The sequence below is a fragment of the Acidaminococcus sp. genome (genome assembly GCF_050873445.1).
Lineage (GTDB): Bacteria > Bacillota > Negativicutes > Acidaminococcales > Acidaminococcaceae > Acidaminococcus.
Map to the genome: position 1 here is coordinate 1 of NZ_JBNMIU010000054.1, position 14,780 is coordinate 14,780.

At 49.4% G+C, this 14,780-nt stretch carries 30 protein-coding genes and 1 pseudogene; all 31 read left to right on the forward strand.

Annotated features, from left to right (window positions below; all coding sequences use genetic code 11):
- Positions 1 to 140, forward strand: a pseudogene (tuf, locus tag ACR0QW_RS09045) (elongation factor Tu); the annotation flags it as partial.
- Between the two features lie 177 nt (positions 141 to 317).
- A complete protein-coding gene (rpsJ, locus tag ACR0QW_RS09050; RefSeq protein ID WP_012939263.1) occupies positions 318 to 629 on the forward strand; it encodes a 30S ribosomal protein S10 in 312 nt (103 codons plus the stop codon).
- Positions 630 to 641: 12 nt separating this feature from the next.
- Complete coding sequence (rplC, locus tag ACR0QW_RS09055; protein ID WP_432643371.1) at positions 642 to 1,301, forward strand: 50S ribosomal protein L3; 660 nt, start codon at positions 642 to 644, stop codon at positions 1,299 to 1,301.
- A 25-nt stretch (positions 1,302 to 1,326) separates the two neighbouring features.
- The gene (gene rplD, locus ACR0QW_RS09060) at positions 1,327 to 1,956 is read left to right on the forward strand and encodes a 50S ribosomal protein L4 (RefSeq protein WP_432643372.1); all 630 of its coding nucleotides are present in this window, start codon (positions 1,327 to 1,329) and stop codon (positions 1,954 to 1,956) included.
- The gene (rplW, locus tag ACR0QW_RS09065) at positions 1,956 to 2,246 is read left to right on the forward strand and encodes a 50S ribosomal protein L23 (RefSeq protein WP_432643373.1); all 291 of its coding nucleotides are present in this window, start codon (positions 1,956 to 1,958) and stop codon (positions 2,244 to 2,246) included. Before rplD ends, rplW begins: the two co-directional genes overlap by 1 nt.
- Positions 2,247 to 2,267: 21 nt before the next feature.
- On the forward strand, positions 2,268 to 3,098 hold the full coding sequence (gene rplB / locus ACR0QW_RS09070; protein ID WP_432643374.1) for a 50S ribosomal protein L2: 831 nt from the start codon (positions 2,268 to 2,270) through the stop codon (positions 3,096 to 3,098).
- A gap of 28 nt (positions 3,099 to 3,126) precedes the next feature.
- Positions 3,127 to 3,405 carry a 30S ribosomal protein S19 gene (gene rpsS / locus ACR0QW_RS09075; RefSeq protein WP_071141970.1) on the forward strand — a complete coding sequence of 93 codons (279 nt, stop codon included), beginning with the start codon at positions 3,127 to 3,129 and terminating at the stop codon, positions 3,403 to 3,405.
- A 23-nt stretch (positions 3,406 to 3,428) separates the two neighbouring features.
- A complete protein-coding gene (gene rplV, locus ACR0QW_RS09080; RefSeq protein WP_432643375.1) occupies positions 3,429 to 3,764 on the forward strand; it encodes a 50S ribosomal protein L22 in 336 nt (111 codons plus the stop codon).
- Between the two features lie 28 nt (positions 3,765 to 3,792).
- A complete protein-coding gene (gene rpsC, locus ACR0QW_RS09085) occupies positions 3,793 to 4,470 on the forward strand; it encodes a 30S ribosomal protein S3 (RefSeq protein WP_432643376.1) in 678 nt (225 codons plus the stop codon).
- Positions 4,470 to 4,928, forward strand: a complete 459-nt coding sequence (gene rplP / locus ACR0QW_RS09090; protein WP_071141968.1) for a 50S ribosomal protein L16 — start codon at positions 4,470 to 4,472, stop codon at positions 4,926 to 4,928. The genes rpsC and rplP overlap by 1 nt, the downstream gene beginning before the upstream one ends.
- The gene (gene rpmC / locus ACR0QW_RS09095) at positions 4,928 to 5,122 is read left to right on the forward strand and encodes a 50S ribosomal protein L29 (protein ID WP_432643377.1); all 195 of its coding nucleotides are present in this window, start codon (positions 4,928 to 4,930) and stop codon (positions 5,120 to 5,122) included. Before rplP ends, rpmC begins: the two co-directional genes overlap by 1 nt.
- A 36-nt stretch (positions 5,123 to 5,158) precedes the next feature.
- A complete protein-coding gene (rpsQ, locus tag ACR0QW_RS09100; RefSeq protein WP_075579434.1) occupies positions 5,159 to 5,419 on the forward strand; it encodes a 30S ribosomal protein S17 in 261 nt (86 codons plus the stop codon).
- 39 nt (positions 5,420 to 5,458) lie between these two features.
- Positions 5,459 to 5,827 carry a 50S ribosomal protein L14 gene (rplN, locus tag ACR0QW_RS09105; RefSeq protein WP_012939252.1) on the forward strand — a complete coding sequence of 123 codons (369 nt, stop codon included), beginning with the start codon at positions 5,459 to 5,461 and terminating at the stop codon, positions 5,825 to 5,827.
- Positions 5,828 to 5,848: 21 nt separating this feature from the next.
- Positions 5,849 to 6,178, forward strand: a complete 330-nt coding sequence (rplX, locus tag ACR0QW_RS09110) for a 50S ribosomal protein L24 (protein WP_432643378.1) — start codon at positions 5,849 to 5,851, stop codon at positions 6,176 to 6,178.
- Positions 6,179 to 6,201: 23 nt separating this feature from the next.
- A complete protein-coding gene (gene rplE / locus ACR0QW_RS09115; RefSeq protein WP_022486694.1) occupies positions 6,202 to 6,744 on the forward strand; it encodes a 50S ribosomal protein L5 in 543 nt (180 codons plus the stop codon).
- Positions 6,745 to 6,756: 12 nt separating this feature from the next.
- Positions 6,757 to 6,942, forward strand: coding sequence for a type Z 30S ribosomal protein S14 (locus tag ACR0QW_RS09120; RefSeq protein WP_012939249.1), 186 nt, complete (start codon positions 6,757 to 6,759; stop codon positions 6,940 to 6,942).
- 31 nt (positions 6,943 to 6,973) lie between these two features.
- Positions 6,974 to 7,372, forward strand: coding sequence for a 30S ribosomal protein S8 (gene rpsH / locus ACR0QW_RS09125; RefSeq protein ID WP_432643379.1), 399 nt, complete (start codon positions 6,974 to 6,976; stop codon positions 7,370 to 7,372).
- A gap of 30 nt (positions 7,373 to 7,402) precedes the next feature.
- Positions 7,403 to 7,951, forward strand: coding sequence for a 50S ribosomal protein L6 (gene rplF / locus ACR0QW_RS09130; protein ID WP_432643380.1), 549 nt, complete (start codon positions 7,403 to 7,405; stop codon positions 7,949 to 7,951).
- Between the two features lie 25 nt (positions 7,952 to 7,976).
- The gene (gene rplR / locus ACR0QW_RS09135; protein WP_071141963.1) at positions 7,977 to 8,339 is read left to right on the forward strand and encodes a 50S ribosomal protein L18; all 363 of its coding nucleotides are present in this window, start codon (positions 7,977 to 7,979) and stop codon (positions 8,337 to 8,339) included.
- 18 nt (positions 8,340 to 8,357) lie between these two features.
- Complete coding sequence (gene rpsE / locus ACR0QW_RS09140; RefSeq protein WP_071141962.1) at positions 8,358 to 8,858, forward strand: 30S ribosomal protein S5; 501 nt, start codon at positions 8,358 to 8,360, stop codon at positions 8,856 to 8,858.
- A gap of 12 nt (positions 8,859 to 8,870) precedes the next feature.
- Positions 8,871 to 9,056, forward strand: a complete 186-nt coding sequence (gene rpmD / locus ACR0QW_RS09145) for a 50S ribosomal protein L30 (RefSeq protein WP_432643387.1) — start codon at positions 8,871 to 8,873, stop codon at positions 9,054 to 9,056.
- A 15-nt stretch (positions 9,057 to 9,071) separates the two neighbouring features.
- Positions 9,072 to 9,512 (forward strand): 50S ribosomal protein L15, encoded by a 441-nt coding sequence (gene rplO, locus ACR0QW_RS09150; protein WP_071141960.1) that lies wholly within the window; start codon positions 9,072 to 9,074, stop codon positions 9,510 to 9,512.
- Entirely contained in the window at positions 9,513 to 10,769 is a 1,257-nt protein-coding gene (secY, locus tag ACR0QW_RS09155; protein ID WP_432643381.1) for a preprotein translocase subunit SecY, read from the forward strand.
- 11 nt (positions 10,770 to 10,780) lie between these two features.
- Positions 10,781 to 11,425, forward strand: a complete 645-nt coding sequence (locus ACR0QW_RS09160; protein ID WP_432643382.1) for an adenylate kinase — start codon at positions 10,781 to 10,783, stop codon at positions 11,423 to 11,425.
- 12 nt (positions 11,426 to 11,437) lie between these two features.
- Positions 11,438 to 11,656, forward strand: a complete 219-nt coding sequence (gene infA / locus ACR0QW_RS09165; RefSeq protein ID WP_009015367.1) for a translation initiation factor IF-1 — start codon at positions 11,438 to 11,440, stop codon at positions 11,654 to 11,656.
- Positions 11,657 to 11,686: 30 nt separating this feature from the next.
- The gene (gene rpmJ, locus ACR0QW_RS09170) at positions 11,687 to 11,800 is read left to right on the forward strand and encodes a 50S ribosomal protein L36 (RefSeq protein ID WP_076978284.1); all 114 of its coding nucleotides are present in this window, start codon (positions 11,687 to 11,689) and stop codon (positions 11,798 to 11,800) included.
- Positions 11,801 to 11,813: 13 nt separating this feature from the next.
- Positions 11,814 to 12,179: a 30S ribosomal protein S13 gene (gene rpsM / locus ACR0QW_RS09175; protein WP_432643383.1), complete on the forward strand. Its 366-nt coding sequence runs from the start codon at positions 11,814 to 11,816 to the stop codon at positions 12,177 to 12,179.
- Positions 12,180 to 12,204: 25 nt separating this feature from the next.
- On the forward strand, positions 12,205 to 12,597 hold the full coding sequence (gene rpsK, locus ACR0QW_RS09180; protein ID WP_071141956.1) for a 30S ribosomal protein S11: 393 nt from the start codon (positions 12,205 to 12,207) through the stop codon (positions 12,595 to 12,597).
- A gap of 18 nt (positions 12,598 to 12,615) precedes the next feature.
- Positions 12,616 to 13,209, forward strand: a complete 594-nt coding sequence (gene rpsD / locus ACR0QW_RS09185) for a 30S ribosomal protein S4 (protein WP_432643384.1) — start codon at positions 12,616 to 12,618, stop codon at positions 13,207 to 13,209.
- A 63-nt stretch (positions 13,210 to 13,272) separates the two neighbouring features.
- Complete coding sequence (locus ACR0QW_RS09190; RefSeq protein WP_432643385.1) at positions 13,273 to 14,244, forward strand: DNA-directed RNA polymerase subunit alpha; 972 nt, start codon at positions 13,273 to 13,275, stop codon at positions 14,242 to 14,244.
- A 14-nt stretch (positions 14,245 to 14,258) separates the two neighbouring features.
- Positions 14,259 to 14,597: a 50S ribosomal protein L17 gene (rplQ, locus tag ACR0QW_RS09195; protein WP_432643386.1), complete on the forward strand. Its 339-nt coding sequence runs from the start codon at positions 14,259 to 14,261 to the stop codon at positions 14,595 to 14,597.
- The last annotated feature ends 183 nt before the right edge of the window (positions 14,598 to 14,780 follow it).

The window sequence follows — 14,780 nt, forward strand, 5'->3', positions numbered from 1 at the left end:
AAATGGTTATGCCTGGCGATAACGTTGTGATGGACGTAGAACTGATCACTCCGATCGCTATCGAACAAGGTCTGCGTTTCGCTATCCGCGAAGGCGGCCATACCGTTGGCGCCGGTGTTGTTACCGAAATCGAAGCTTAATCTCTTCGATTCAATGAAATAAAAGCCCATATGAGGGGCTTGGCCAAAGCCCCTCATATTCTTATGTTTTTAGGGCCCGCGATGAGGCAGAAGATGGCTTCTGGCCCGCTGGCAAAGAAGGGAACTTCTGCTGAGTATGTCCGTTCTTGGAAACGTGGCGAATGGAGGAATTTACTAATGGCAAAGACTCAAAAAATCCGTATACGCCTGAAAGCGTATGACTACAAAGCACTGGATCAAAGTGCTTCCAAAATCGTAGAAACGGCGAAACGCACTGGTGCGCAAGTATCCGGTCCGATTCCCCTGCCTACGGAAAAGAACATCTATACGATTCTGCGTTCCCCGCATGTCAACAAAGACTCTCGTGAACAATTCGAAATGCGGACTCACAAGAGACTGGTAGACATCCTGGAACCTACAGCTAAGACGATCGATGCACTGACTCGCTTGGATCTTCCTGCTGGTGTAGATATCGAGATCAAAGCGTAAGGAGGTGCGATGATGGCTAAAGGAATCATTGGCAAAAAATTAGGTATGACCCAAATTTTTGAAGCTGACGGTACTTTGGTTCCCGTTACTGTAGTAGAAGCGGGTCCCTGCGTCGTGCTGCAAAACAAGACCGAAGAAAAAGACGGCTACAATGCTGTTCAACTCGGTTTCGGTGATATCAAAGAAAAACAAGTCAACAAACCCATGAAGGGCTTCTTTGACAAAGCTGGCGTGGCTCCTGTAAAGGTTGTCCGTGAAGTTCGTCTGGACGCTCCTTCTGAATATAAAATCGGTGACAAGATTGCTGCTGACATTTTCGCAGCTGGCGATCTGGTTGACGCTGTCGGCGTTTCCCGCGGTAAAGGGTTCGCTGGTACGATCAAACGCCACAACTTCGCATGCGGTCCTATGAAACACGGTTCCAAATCTCATCGTGAACCCGGTTCCAATGGTCCTATGCATTCCGGTCCTGGCGGCCGTGTAATCAAGGGCAAAAAGCTGCCTGGCCGTATGGGTGGAATCAGTGCGACTGTGCAACGTTTGAAAATCGCAAGAGTGGATAAGGACCGCAACCTGATCATGGTAAGAGGTTCTGTACCTGGTGCCGCTGGTACCTTCCTGCTGCTGAGAGACACGGTTCGTCCCGATGTCGTGAAAGCAGTTCAAAAATAAGGTTTAACGAAAGGAGGGCGTTTCAATGCCGAAAGTAGCAATTTACGATATGACCGGCAAACAAACCGGTGAAGAAATAGAATTGATGGATTACGTCTTTGGCGTAGAATTCAATGAAGCAGTTGTCCATCAGGCTGTTGTCATGCAACAAGCCAATGAACGTCAGGGCACTCATGCAACCAAGACCCGTGGCCTGGTCCGCGGCGGTGGCAGAAAACCCTGGAAACAAAAAGGCACCGGCCGTGCTCGTGCTGGTTCCGTCCGTTCTCCTCTGTGGGTAGGCGGTGGTACCGTCTTCGGTCCTGCTCCCCGGAGTCATGCAATCGATATGCCCCGCAAGGCTCGTCGTCTGGCAATCCGCTGCGCACTGAGCGCAAAAGTTGCTGAAGGTGCTCTGGTCGTTGTTGATGGCCTGACGCTGGCAGCTCCCAAAACCAAAGATGCAGTTGCTCTGCTGAAGGGCTTCGAAGCTGTTGACAAAAAAGCCCTGATCATTACTGATGGGGAAAACGAAAACGTAGAAAAATCTTCCCGCAATATCAATAAAGTAAAGGCCCTGTCCAATGACTGCCTGAACGTTTACGATATCTTGAATGCGGAAAAAGTACTGCTGGCTAAAGATGCCGTAGCAAGAATTGAGGAGGTGCTCGCATAATGGCTGCTAATCCTCGCGACATTATCATCAGACCCATTGTGACCGAAAAGACTTCTGATATGATGAAGGACAACAAATATACTTTCCAGGTAGCTATGGGCGCAAACAAGACTGAAATCCGCCAAGCCATTGAAGAAATCTTCAATGTGAAGGTAGTAAATGTCAACACCATCCGCGTACTGGGCAAAACCAAGCGCATGGGCAAATATGAAGGCAAACGTTCCGATTACAAGAAAGCGATTGTAAAACTGGCTGAAGGTAATACAATTCCGCTGTTCGAAGGAATGTAATTCGCATAAGGAGGACAAACAATGGCTATTAAAAGCTTTAACCCGTACTCTCCTTCTCGGCGGAACATGACTGTGTCCACCTTCGAAGAGATCACTACGGACAAGCCCCATCGTCCCTTAGTTGTAAAACTGAACCAGCATGCCGGCCGTAACTACACCGGTAAGACTACGGTTCGTCATCAGGGCGGCGGTCATAAGAGACAATATCGTATCATCGATTTCAAACGGAATAAAGACAACATCCCTGCAAAAGTTGCGACCATCGAATATGATCCCAACCGTAGCGCCAACATCGCTCTGCTGAACTATGCAGACGGTGAAAAACGGTACATCCTGGCTCCTCAGGGCCTGAAGGTGGGCGATGTGCTGGTCAGCGGTCCGGAAGCCGATATCAAGATCGGTAACGCACTGCCTCTGCAGAACATTCCTCTGGGTACCATGGTCCACAACGTGGAAATGAAAATCGGCAAAGGTGGCCAGCTGGGCCGCAGCGCCGGTGCTGCCATCCAGCTGATGGCAAAAGAAGGCAGCTATGCTCTGCTGCGTATGCCTTCCGGCGAACTGCGTCAAGTACACATCTTCTGCCGTGCAACCATCGGTCAGATCGGTAACCTGGATCATGAAAACCTGAACCTGGGTAAAGCCGGCCGCAGCCGTTGGCTGGGTGTCCGTCCTGCCAACCGTGGTGTGGCAATGAACCCGAATGACCATCCGCATGGTGGTGGTGAAGGTCACTCCCCTGTTGGTCGTAAGCGTCCTGTTACTCCTTGGGGCAAGAGCGCCTTCGGTACTCGTACCCGGAAGCACAAGAAAGCTTCTACGAAACTGATCCTGAAACGCAGAACGAAATAATAGAGTTTGTTGAAAGGAGGCATAAAGAGTGTCCAGATCCGTTAAAAAAGGACCTTATGTCCAAGCTAGTCTGCTGAAAAAAGTTGAAGCGCTGAACGCTGCTCAGGAAAAGAAAGTCATCAAGACTTGGTCCCGCAGCTCCACGATTCTCCCTGAATTTTTGGGCCACACGATTGCCGTCCATGATGGTCGGAAACATGTGCCTGTGTATATCACCGAAGATATGGTCGGCCATAAATTAGGCGAATTCGCTCCTACCCGTCTGTTCAAGGGCCATGGCGATAAAGCCGCTGCCGTTACGAAATAATCAGGGGAAGGAGGATAAAATAGATGCAAGAAGCTAAAGCTGTTGCCAAATACATCCGTATCGCACCTCGCAAACTGCGCATCGTGATCAACCTGATCCGTGGCAAGTCTGTGAACGAAGCCTTTGCAATCCTCAAGTTTACCCCGAAGGTTGGTTCTGAGGTTATTGAAAAAGTTCTTCGCTCCGCTGTTGCGAACGCTGAACATAATTTTGACATGAATGCTGACAAACTGGTCGTTTCCAACGCTTTCGTTGACCAGGGTCCTACCATGAAGAGAATCCATCCGCGGTCTCGTGGACAGGCCTTCAAGATCCTGAAACGTTCCAGCCATGTCACTGTGGCTGTTTCCGAAAAATAAACATCCTGACAGAAGGAGGGAATGAATAGTGGGTCAAAAAGTTAATCCACATGGTTTCAGAGTGGGCGTAATCGACGATTGGGATTCCAAATGGTTCGCCGACAAAGACTATCAAAAGAATCTGTTGGAAGATATCAAGATTCGTAACTTCATTAAAGATAAACAATTCCAGGCTGGTATCTCTCGGGTCGTAATTGAACGGACCGAACAAAAAATGCGCATCAGCATCTATACCGCTAAACCTGGTATCGTAATCGGCCGTCAGGGCAGCAACATCGAACTGCTGAAAAAAGACCTGGCTAAGATGACCAGCAGCAAACTGGACATCAACATCATCGAGGTTAAACAACCTGATATGGATGCTACCCTGGTTGCTGAAAACGTGGCTTCCCAGCTGGAACGCCGGATCGCTTTCCGTCGTGCCATGAAACAGTGTGTGGGCCGTACCATGCGTCTGGGTGCCAAAGGTATCAAGATTCAGTGCGCTGGCCGTCTGGGCGGTGCTGAAATTGCCCGTACCGAAAGCTATCGTGATGGCAGTATCCCCCTGCATACCCTGCGTGCTAACATCGACTATGGGACTGCAGAAGCTCATACCACTTATGGCCGTATCGGCGTAAAGGTATGGATTTATAAAGGCGAAGTCCTGCCGACCAAACCTGCAAAGAAAGAAGCTCCTGAAGCGCAAGAAGGAGGGGCGAAATAATGTTATTACCGAAGAGAGTAAAACATCGTAAACAGCAGAGAGGCCGCATGAAAGGCCGTGCAATGCGTGGCAACCGGGTTGCTCACGGTGAATATGGTCTGGTGGCTCTGGAACCGTCCTGGATCACCAACCGGCAGATCGAAGCTGCTCGTATTGCTATGACTCGTTACATCAAACGTGGCGGTCAAGTTTGGATTCAAATTTTCCCTGACAAACCCGTAACTGCCAAAGCTGCTGGTAGCCGTATGGGTAGTGGTAAAGGTGCTCCTGAGTATTGGGTAGCGGTAGTGAAACCTGGCCGTGTTCTGTTCGAAATGGCTGGCGTAACGGAAGATATCGCTAAGGAAGCTATGCGTCTGGCTGGCAACAAACTGCCGATCAAGACTCGCTTTGTAACGAAAGCTCAGTTAGATGCCGAAGTCACCGCGCGTGAAAATGGAGTAGGTGGTGAAGCTTAATGAAAACTAACGAAATCAGAGAAATGTCTGTTGAAGAGCTGAATGCAAAGCTGACAGGCTTAAAAGATGAACTTTTTAACTTGCGTTTTCAAATGGCAACCGGACAACTGGACAATCCGATGAAAATCAGAGAAGTCAAGAAATCCATTGCCCAGATCAAAACGATCCAACGGGAACGCGAAGTAAACGCTTAATCCGGGTACTACCCTAAGCGAAGGAGGATACAATCCGTGGCTGAAGAGAGAAACTTACGTGTTACGCGTACTGGTAAAGTCGTAAGCGACAAGATGCAGAAGACCGTTGTCGTTGCTATTGAACGTCTGGTTCAACACCCTCTTTACAAAAAAGGCGTAATGCATACCATTAAATTGAAGGCTCATGACGAAAACAACGACGCTCATGTTGGCGATATCGTGAAGATCGCTCAAACCCGTCCTTTGTCCAAGGATAAATGCTGGCGCGTAGTTGAAATCGTAGAACGGGCAAAATAAGATAGACTGCTGAGCATAGCTTGGCAAGGGAGGTAAACCATGATTCAACAGCAGACTGTGCTGAATGTTGGGGACAATACCGGCGCCAAAAAGATTATGTGCATCCGTGTGCTGGGCGGTTCCTATCGGAGATACGCCAACATCGGTGACATCATCGTAGCTTCTGTCAAAGATGCTACACCCGGTGGCGTTGTCCAAAAAGGTGATGTAGTAAAGGCCGTTGTGGTGCGTTCCGTAAAAGGCACCCGTCGTCCGGATGGTTCTTACATCCGTTTCGATGAAAACGCTGCCGTTTTGATCAAAGACGATAAGACCCCTCAGGGCACTCGTATCTTTGGGCCGGTTGCCCGGGAACTGCGTGATAAAGACTTCATGAAGATCATTTCCCTGGCACCGGAAGTGCTCTAAGAACAAGGAGGTGTTGCAGAAATGGCTGAAGCCGTAAAATTGCACGTAAGAAAAGGCGATACCGTCGTGGTATTGACCGGTAAAGATAAAGGCAAGGAAGGCAAAGTAATCGCTGCTTTCCCGAAGAAATCCAAGGTGACTGTTGAAGGCGTCAACGAAGTAAAGCGTCATACGAAACCTTCTCAGAGCAACCCTCAGGGTGGGATCATCACCAAAGAAGCTCCGATCAACGCTTCCAACGTGATGCTGGTATGCCCGTCCTGCAAGAAACCGACCCGCGTTAAGAAAGTGGCTAGTGGTGATGGATTCGCCAGAGCCTGCAAAAAGTGCGGGGAAGTTATCGACAAATAATCTTCGGGAAAGGAGGAAAACAGATGGCAACGAGACTGCAAGACAAATATAATTCCGAAGCTGTGAAAGGCTTAATGGAAAAATTCAATTACAAAAACGTCAACGAAATTCCGAAACTGGAAAAAGTTGTTTTGAATATCGGCTGCGGTGAAGCTGTAACCAACAGCAAAGCCATTGAAAGTGCTGTTGCAGATATGACCATGATTGCTGGTCAGAAACCTATCATCACCAAAGCAAAGAAATCCATCGCTGCATTCAAACTGCGTGAAGGCATGCCCATTGGCGTTAAAGTGACCCTGCGTGGCAGCCGGATGTACGAATTCCTGGATAAATTCATGAATATTGCCCTGCCCCGGGTACGTGACTTCAGAGGCGTGAACCCGAAATCTTTCGATGGTCGTGGCAACTATTCCATCGGCTTGAAAGAACAGCTGATTTTCCCCGAAATCGACTACGATAAAGTCGACAAAGTCCGCGGCATGGATGTAATCATTGTTACGACTGCTAAAACCGACGAAGAAGGCAGAGAACTGCTGAAGCTTCTGGGTATGCCGTTTGGGGCATAAGGAGGGAAAACCGTGGCAAAGACCGCATTGATTGAAAAATGGAAAGCGGAACCGAAGTTCAAAGTCCGCAAATATAATCGCTGCAAAATCTGTGGCAGACCGCATGCTTACATGCGCAAATTCGGCATTTGCCGTATCTGCTTCCGGAAATACGCTTACGAAGGCGCTATTCCCGGTGTAACGAAAGCAAGCTGGTAAGAAGCGGAAAAAGGAAGGAGGGCTTTTATAAATGACCATGACTGATCCGATTGCCGATATGCTTACGAGAATCCGTAATGCCAATTCGGTTCATCACGATAAAGTTGAAATCCCCTGCTCCAAAATCAAAACTGCCATTGCAGAGATTTTGAAGGAAGAAGGATTTATTAAAAATTTTGAAGTCGTAGCCGGTGAACATCAGAATGTGATCCGTGTACAGCTGAAATACGGTCCTAACAAGGAAAAAGTTATTTCTGGCATCAAACGTATCTCCAAACCCGGTTTGAGAGTTTACACCCAAAAGGACCAGCTGCCTCGCGTACTGGGTGGCCTGGGCATTGCCGTAATCTCCACCTCCAAGGGTATGATGACGGACAAAGCTGCCCGGAAGGCTGGCTTGGGCGGCGAAGTAGTCGCTTACGTTTGGTAAGATATTCCTTAGGACCGGAGGTGCTTATAAGTGTCTAGAATTGGTAAAGCTCCGATTACCGTACCTGACAAGGTAACGGTAACGGTACAAGATAACCTGGTTACCGTTAAGGGACCGAAAGGCGAACTGAGCCGTCAAATCAGCAAAGAACTGACTGTGGAACTGAAAGACGGTGTGATCACTGTGACTCGTCCTTCCGACGACAAGATCCATCGCAGCCTCCACGGCTTATCCCGTACCCTGATCAACAACATGATCCTGGGTGTTACGGAAGGATATTCCAAACATCTGGAAATCCAAGGCGTTGGCTACCGTGTAGCCAAAAAGGGCAAAGCTCTGAGCTTCACCCTGGGCTTCTCCCATCCCTGCGTGATGGATCCTCCCGAAGGGATTTCCTTCGATTGCCCGAACTCCACGGAAATCATCGTTTCCGGTATCGACAAAGAAAAAGTTGGTGCTGTTGCTGCTGAAATCCGCAGCCTGCGTGCTCCTGAACCCTACAAAGGCAAAGGGATCCGCTATGTAGGCGAACATATCATCCGCAAGGAAGGTAAAGCCGGCGCCAAAGGCAAGAAATAATTTCTAAGAGGAAGGAGTGAATCTCTTGCTGAACAAGAAAGATAAAAACGCAGCTCGCCAAAAACGGCACCTGCGTATGCGCAGAAATATTGTAGGAACGGCTGAAAAACCCCGTTTCAATGTATATCGCAGCCTGAGCAACATTTACGCTCAGATCATCAACGATGAAACTGGTGAAACCCTGGTTTCCGCCAGCACCGTTGAAAAAGCCAACAAAGAAAACTACGGCGGCAACATCGAAGCTGCCAAGGCTGTTGGCACCGAAATTGCTAAGAAAGCTCTGGAAAAGGGCATCAAAACTGTTGTTTTCGACCGTGGTGGTTATCTGTACCATGGCCGCGTGGCAGCCTTGGCTGAAGCCGCCCGCGAAGCCGGTCTGGAATTTTAACAGAGGGAGGACATAAGAGTGGCTAATTACGAAAAACAAGATGATGGCTTCAAAGAAAGAGTAGTCTTCATCAACCGCGTAGCTAAGGTCGTAAAAGGCGGACGTCGTTTCTCCTTCTCTGCTTTGGTTGTTGTAGGTGATGAAAACGGTAAGGTTGGCATGGGCCTGGGCAAAGCTGCCGAAGTTCCTGAAGCCATCCGCAAGGGTGTGGATGATGCCAAAAAGAACCTGATCACCGTTCCTCTGAAAGGCACCACCATTCCTCATGAAGTAATCGGCATTTTCGGCGCTGGCCGTGTTCTGCTGAAACCGGCTATGGAAGGTACCGGGGTTATCGCCGGCGGTCCTGTCCGTGCGGTCCTGGAACTGGCTGGTGTTCGCGATATCCTGACCAAATCCCAGGGTACCTCCAACCCCAACAACGTGGTTCGGGCTACCATGGAAGGTCTGAAGTCCCTGAAGAATGCCAAAGATGTTGCTGCTCTGCGCGGCAAAACTGTTGAAGAATTGTTAGGCTAAGGAGGTAGCATGATGGCACAAGTTAAAGTCACGCTGACCCGTAGCTTAATCGGGTATCCCAAAGACCAACGCGCTACTGTGAAAGCTCTGGGCTTGACCAAGATCCGTTCCAGCGTTGTCAAAGAAGACTCTCCTGCTCTGCGCGGTATGCTCCACAAAGTGGCTCATATGGTCAAAGTAGAAGAAGTTCAGGCGTAATAAGGAGGTCTGCAAATGTATTTGCATGAATTGGCTCCCGCTGCCGGCTCCAAGAAAGCTCGCGTCCGCGTAGGCCGCGGCCTGGGTTCCGGTGTGGGCAAAACGGCCGGCAAAGGTCAAAAAGGTCAGAAATCCCGTAGTGGCGGGGTAAAGCGGCCTGGATTTGAAGGCGGCCAAAAACCGTTGTATCTGCGTCTGCCGAAACGCGGTTTTTACAACAAATTCGGTAAACATTACACTGAAATCAATGTGGAAGTATTCAACTGCTTTGACGACGGTGCTGTAATCGATCCTGTATCCCTGATCGAAGCCGGCCTGGTGAAGAACATCCGTGACGGCATCCGTGTCCTGGGGAATGGCGAACTGACCAAAAAAGTCACTGTAAAAGCCATGGGCTTCAGCAAAACGGCTCAATCCAAGATCGAAGCTGCCGGCGGTAAGGTAGAGGTGATCTAATTGGCATCAGCCCTTGATAACCTGTTAAAGGCGACAGAACTCCGAAAGAGATTATTATTTACCCTTGCGATGTTCATAGTTTTCAGGGCTGGTACGCAGATTCCCGTTCCGGGGGTTAACGCAGCCATGATCGAACGGCTTTTCAACAGTGGAAACCTGTTCGGTTTATTGGATCTGTTCTCCGGCGGTGCACTTAGCAAATTTTCCATATTTGCTATGAGCATTACTCCTTACATCAATGCGTCAATCATTACGCAACTGCTGACAGTGGTGATCCCGACTTTGGAAGAATGGTCCAAAGAGGGAGCGGAAGGAGCAAAAAAAATCAACAAAATCAACCGCTATGCGGCAGTCGGTCTGGGTGCCATTCAGGCAATCGGGATGGCGTATGGTTTGAGAGCAGCAGTCAACAATCCTGACTTCTTCTCTTTTGCCATGATCGTCATTACGCTTACCGCAGGTTCGCTGCTGCTGATGTGGATTGGGGAACAGATCACCGCGAAAGGGATCGGGAATGGTATTTCTCTGATCATCTTCGCCGGGATCATTTCCCGACTGCCCAACGGGCTGGCCGTCATTGGCCGGTACCTGCAGGCAGGTACAATTAACGTCTTCAACGTATTGATCTTCGCTGTGCTGGCAATCCTGATGGTGATGTTCGTGGTAGCCATTACTGTGGCGTACCGCAAAGTCCCCGTACAGTATGCAAAGCGGATCGTAGGTCGGAAGATGTATGGCGGGCACACGACCTATATTCCTCTGAAAGTGAATCAGGCCAGTGTGATGCCCATCATCTTCGCTTCTTCCGTATTGATGTTTCCTGTGACCATTGCGCAGTTCATCAAGATCCCTTGGATCCAGAAAATAGCCGGCTATTTAGCATGGGGCACCCCATTGCAGACTACGCTGTACATCCTGCTCATCCTGTTCTTTACTTACTTCTATACGGCGGTAAGTTTGAACATTCCTGATCTGTCCGATAACCTGAAGAAATACGGCGGGTTCATCCCCGGGCTGCGGCCTGGTCAGCCCACCACGGATTATCTGGATCGGGTGATGAACCGGATTACCTTAGCGGGTGCTGTTTTTCTGGCGTTCATTGCTATTATGCCTAACTTGATCGTCTGGCTCACAGGAATTTCCGGAGTATACTTCGGCGGAACGGCTTTGTTGATCGTAGTTGGCGTAGCGCTTGATACGATGAAACAGGTAGAGTCCATGACCCTCATGCGGCACTACCAGGGTTTCATGAAATAAGGAGAGAGAACATGCATATTCTTTTAATGGGACCTCCTGGCGCAGGCAAGGGGACCCAAGCGGAAAAATTAGTTGCCGATTTCCCCATTCCCCATATTTCTACGGGAGATATGTTCCGTGCGGCTGTGAAAAATGGGACGGAATTAGGGAAAGAAGCCAAGAAATATATGGACGCCGGCGGTCTGGTTCCTGACAGTGTCACGATCGGCATTGTGAGAGAACGGCTGAGTCAGCCGGATTGTACCAAAGGATTCATCCTGGACGGATTTCCCCGTACCCAAGAACAGGCAGTTGCCCTGGACCAGATCCTGAAGGATCTGGGGATTTCCCTGACGGCTGCGGTCAATATCAGCGTGCCTGATGCAGACCTGGTTGCCCGGGTAACCGGTCGGCGCATCTGCAAAAACTGTGGTGCTACCTATCATGTGGTATACAATCCTCCCAAAAAGGAAAACGTATGCGACAAATGCGGTGGGGAACTTTACCAGCGGGATGATGACAAAGAAACCACTGTGAAAAAACGTTTGGAAGCGTACCATAGCCAAACTGCTCCTCTGATTGCGTATTACAAAGCGGAAGGCGTGTACAAGGAAATTGACGGCACTCAGCCCATCGATAAGGTGTATGCTGATGTGGTAGCGGCTGTAAAAGGGTAAGGAGGCATTCAAGTGTCCAAACAAGATGCGATCGAAGTAGAAGGTACTGTCTTGGAATCTTTACCCAACGCTATGTTCCGGGTGAAACTGGAAAACGATCACGAAATCCTGGCTCATATTTCCGGGAAAATACGTATGAACTTTATCAAGATCCTCCCAGGGGATAAAGTGACCGTAGAGCTGACGCCCTATGATCTGAACCGGGGCCGGATCACGTATCGGTTCAAATAAGAGGATTTGGCAAGAGGAGGTTCAAGCAACATGAAAGTAAGACCGTCTGTAAAACGCATTTGCGACAAATGCAAGATTATCAAACGCAAAGGCCGCGTTATGGTCATTTGCGAAAACCCGAAACATAAACAAAGACAAGGATAAGGAGGTGCTTTGAATGGCTCGTATCGCCGGTGTAGATTTGCCTAGAGATAAACGTATCGAATATGCTCTGCCGTACATTTATGGTATCGGCCTGACCCTGTCCCGGGAAATCCTGGGCAAAACCGGTATCAACCCTGATACCCGTGTCAAGGATCTGACCGAAGCTGAAATTGCTAAGCTGCGTGAAATCCTGGATCATGAATATAAAGTAGAAGGTGACCTCCGTCGTGAGGAATCCCTGAACATCAAACGTCTGGTGGAAATCGGCTGCTATCGTGGTCGGAGACATCGTGCAGGCCTGCCTGTTCGCGGTCAGAACACCAAAAACAATGCTCGTACCCGTAAAGGCCCGAAAAAAGTGGCCGGCGCTAAGAAGTAAGTTTGTCTAAGGAGGGATTAGACGAGTGGCTGGTAAAAAAGTTGTCCGTAACAAACGGAAAGTAAGCAAAAACATTGAAGCTGGTGTAGCACATATCCGCTCCACCTTTAATAACACGATCGTGACGATTTCCGATCTGAACGGGGCTGTCCTGAGCTGGGCTTCTGCCGGCGGTCAGGGCTTCCGTGGTTCCCGGAAAAGCACTCCTTTCGCCGCACAGATGGCTGCTGAAACGGCTGCCAAAGCTGCTATGGAACATGGCCTGAAACGCATTGAAGTATACGTTAAGGGTCCTGGTGCTGGCCGTGAAGCTGCTATCCGTGCTCTGCAGGCTGCAGGCCTGGAAGTGGAATCCATCAAAGATGTGACTCCGATTCCTCACAATGGCTGCCGTCCGCCGAAACGCAGAAGAGTATAATTGGAGGTGAAAGACTAGATGGCTATTGATAAGACTCCTGTTCTGAAAAGATGCAGATCCCTGGGCATGTCTCCGGCCTTCGTTGGGGTTATGAAAGAATCCCATCGTCAGCCGAAACGCCAGTTTAAAAAGAAGAGCGAATACGGGATGCAGCTGGCTGAAAAACAAAAAGCCAAATTCATCTACGGCGTTCTGGAAAAACAATTCCGTGGCTACTATGAAAAAGCCAAGAAAATGGAAGGTATCGTTGGTACCAACCTGCTGGTCCTGCTGGAACGCAGACTGGACAATGTGGTGTATCGTCTGGGCCTGGCCCACACCCGTCGTCAGGCTCGTCAGCTGGTGACCCATGGGCATATTGCCGTCAATGGCAAACGCCTGGATATTCCTTCTGCTCTGGTAAAAGCCGGGGATGTAGTATCCGTTATGGAAAACAGCCGCAGCTCTGCTTACTTCAAAGGCATGGCTGAAGTTCTGGGCAAGACCTCCGTTCCTGCCTGGATCTCTGTAGACGCTCAAAACCTCAGCGGAAAGGTTGATCGTCTGCCGGTTCGGGAAGACATCGACGTTCCTATCGAAGAACAGGCTATCGTCGAATTGTACTCCAAGTAATTTGATACTGTTCTCCAGTTTTTATACCGCGTATTGTGGTAATGCGCGAAAGGAGGCTTCCGCATGAAGGAAATCGAAAAACCTAGCCTGGTTATCGACGAAATTTCCCCTGATGGACGTTATGGCAAGTTCGTCTGGGAACCTTTGGAACGTGGATACGGTATTACTTTAGGTAATAGTCTGCGTCGTGTACTGCTTTCTTCCTTGTCCGGCATGGCTGTGACGGGCATTAAAATCGATGGTGTTCTCCATGAGTTCTCTACCATTGAGGGAGTCAGAGAAGACGTTGCGGATATCGTATTAAACATCAAAGCCCTGTGCTTCAAAGTGGGTCTGGATGACCAGACCTCCTTTGAACCCAAGACGTTCTACATCAAAAAGTCCGGCGAAGGCGAAGTGACCGGCGCCGACGTAATCACCGACCAGGATACGGAAGTTCTGAATCCGGAACTGCATATTGCAACTCTGGACAAGAACGCTACCCTGAACATGGAAATCTACGTTGACGTGGGCCGTGGCTACGTACAGGCAGAGAAGAACAAGAGCAAGGATCAGCCCATCGGCTTTATTCCTGTCGACTCCATCTACTCTCCCATTACCCGTGTGAAATTCGGTGTAACCGATACCCGGGTAGGCAATGTAACCAACTACGACCGCCTGACCCTGGAAGTATGGACTGACGGGAGCCTGGGCCCGGATGAAGCTGTGACTTCTGCAGCAGAAATCCTGATCAAGTATCTGGCTCTGTTTAAGACCACGAATGTTCCCCGCATCCAGGGGGATGAAGATGGCACCAAGACCAGCGAAGAAGGCAACAAGTCTTCCGTGCTGCAAATGTCCATCGATGATCTGGATCTGACTGTCCGTTCCAACAACTGCTTGAGACGGGCCGGCATCAATACGGTAGAAGATATCATCAACAAGACGGAAGACGAGCTGATTTGCGTCCGGAATCTGGGCAGCAAATCCTTGGAAGAAGTCAAGAACAAGATCGAAGAATTGGGATTGCACCTGCGCAATTCTGACGAAGAATAGGAGGAAGACGAAAGATGTCCTATAGAAAATTTAACCGGAACACCAGCAACCGGAAAGCTATGTTCCGCAGCGTCTTGACCGCCTTCTTCAAAAACGAGAGAATTGAAACCACCGAAACGAAAGCCAAAGAAATCAGCGGTCTGGCTGATAAGATGATCACCCTGGCAAAGAAGGGCGATCTGAACGCTCGTCGTCAGGTCCTGGCATTCCTCGTGGATGAAGACGTAACCAAGAAGCTGTTCGATGTAATCGCTCCGAAATACACTGACCGCAACGGCGGTTATACCCGTATTTATAAAACGGCTCCCCGCCGTGGCGATGCTGCCGAAATGGCTATCCTGGAACTGATCTGAGTTCCGTGAAAGAAAGTCCGTACTGCCTTGTAGGCGGTGCGGGCTTTTTTGTCGGGTTTGAAAACCCCACGCTATGCGTGGGGTTCTGGAAAGCTTTTAGCTATACCAAAAAATCCTCCTTTGGTAAAATGAAGATGGCTACCAACCACTTCATTTTGAAAGGAGGATATCCTGAATGGATAT

Bases quoted from the DNA above. Each gene is read 5' to 3' on its own strand.
- rpsJ (WP_012939263.1), top strand. From the start codon at position 318: ATGGCAAAGACTCAAAAAATCCGTATACGCCTGAAAGCGTATGACTAC.
- rplC (WP_432643371.1), top strand. From the start codon at position 642: ATGGCTAAAGGAATCATTGGCAAAAAATTAGGTATGACCCAAATTTTT.
- rplD (WP_432643372.1), top strand. From the start codon at position 1,327: ATGCCGAAAGTAGCAATTTACGATATGACCGGCAAACAAACCGGTGAA.
- rplW (WP_432643373.1), top strand. From the start codon at position 1,956: ATGGCTGCTAATCCTCGCGACATTATCATCAGACCCATTGTGACCGAA.
- rplB (WP_432643374.1), top strand. From the start codon at position 2,268: ATGGCTATTAAAAGCTTTAACCCGTACTCTCCTTCTCGGCGGAACATG.
- rplV (WP_432643375.1), top strand. From the start codon at position 3,429: ATGCAAGAAGCTAAAGCTGTTGCCAAATACATCCGTATCGCACCTCGC.
- rplP (WP_071141968.1), top strand. From the start codon at position 4,470: ATGTTATTACCGAAGAGAGTAAAACATCGTAAACAGCAGAGAGGCCGC.
- rpmC (WP_432643377.1), top strand. From the start codon at position 4,928: ATGAAAACTAACGAAATCAGAGAAATGTCTGTTGAAGAGCTGAATGCA.
- rplN (WP_012939252.1), top strand. From the start codon at position 5,459: ATGATTCAACAGCAGACTGTGCTGAATGTTGGGGACAATACCGGCGCC.
- rplX (WP_432643378.1), top strand. From the start codon at position 5,849: ATGGCTGAAGCCGTAAAATTGCACGTAAGAAAAGGCGATACCGTCGTG.
- rplE (WP_022486694.1), top strand. From the start codon at position 6,202: ATGGCAACGAGACTGCAAGACAAATATAATTCCGAAGCTGTGAAAGGC.
- rpsH (WP_432643379.1), top strand. From the start codon at position 6,974: ATGACCATGACTGATCCGATTGCCGATATGCTTACGAGAATCCGTAAT.
- rpmD (WP_432643387.1), top strand. From the start codon at position 8,871: ATGGCACAAGTTAAAGTCACGCTGACCCGTAGCTTAATCGGGTATCCC.
- rplO (WP_071141960.1), top strand. From the start codon at position 9,072: ATGTATTTGCATGAATTGGCTCCCGCTGCCGGCTCCAAGAAAGCTCGC.
- ACR0QW_RS09160 (WP_432643382.1), top strand. From the start codon at position 10,781: ATGCATATTCTTTTAATGGGACCTCCTGGCGCAGGCAAGGGGACCCAA.
- rpmJ (WP_076978284.1), top strand. From the start codon at position 11,687: ATGAAAGTAAGACCGTCTGTAAAACGCATTTGCGACAAATGCAAGATT.
- rpsM (WP_432643383.1), top strand. From the start codon at position 11,814: ATGGCTCGTATCGCCGGTGTAGATTTGCCTAGAGATAAACGTATCGAA.
- rpsD (WP_432643384.1), top strand. From the start codon at position 12,616: ATGGCTATTGATAAGACTCCTGTTCTGAAAAGATGCAGATCCCTGGGC.
- ACR0QW_RS09190 (WP_432643385.1), top strand. From the start codon at position 13,273: ATGAAGGAAATCGAAAAACCTAGCCTGGTTATCGACGAAATTTCCCCT.
- rplQ (WP_432643386.1), top strand. From the start codon at position 14,259: ATGTCCTATAGAAAATTTAACCGGAACACCAGCAACCGGAAAGCTATG.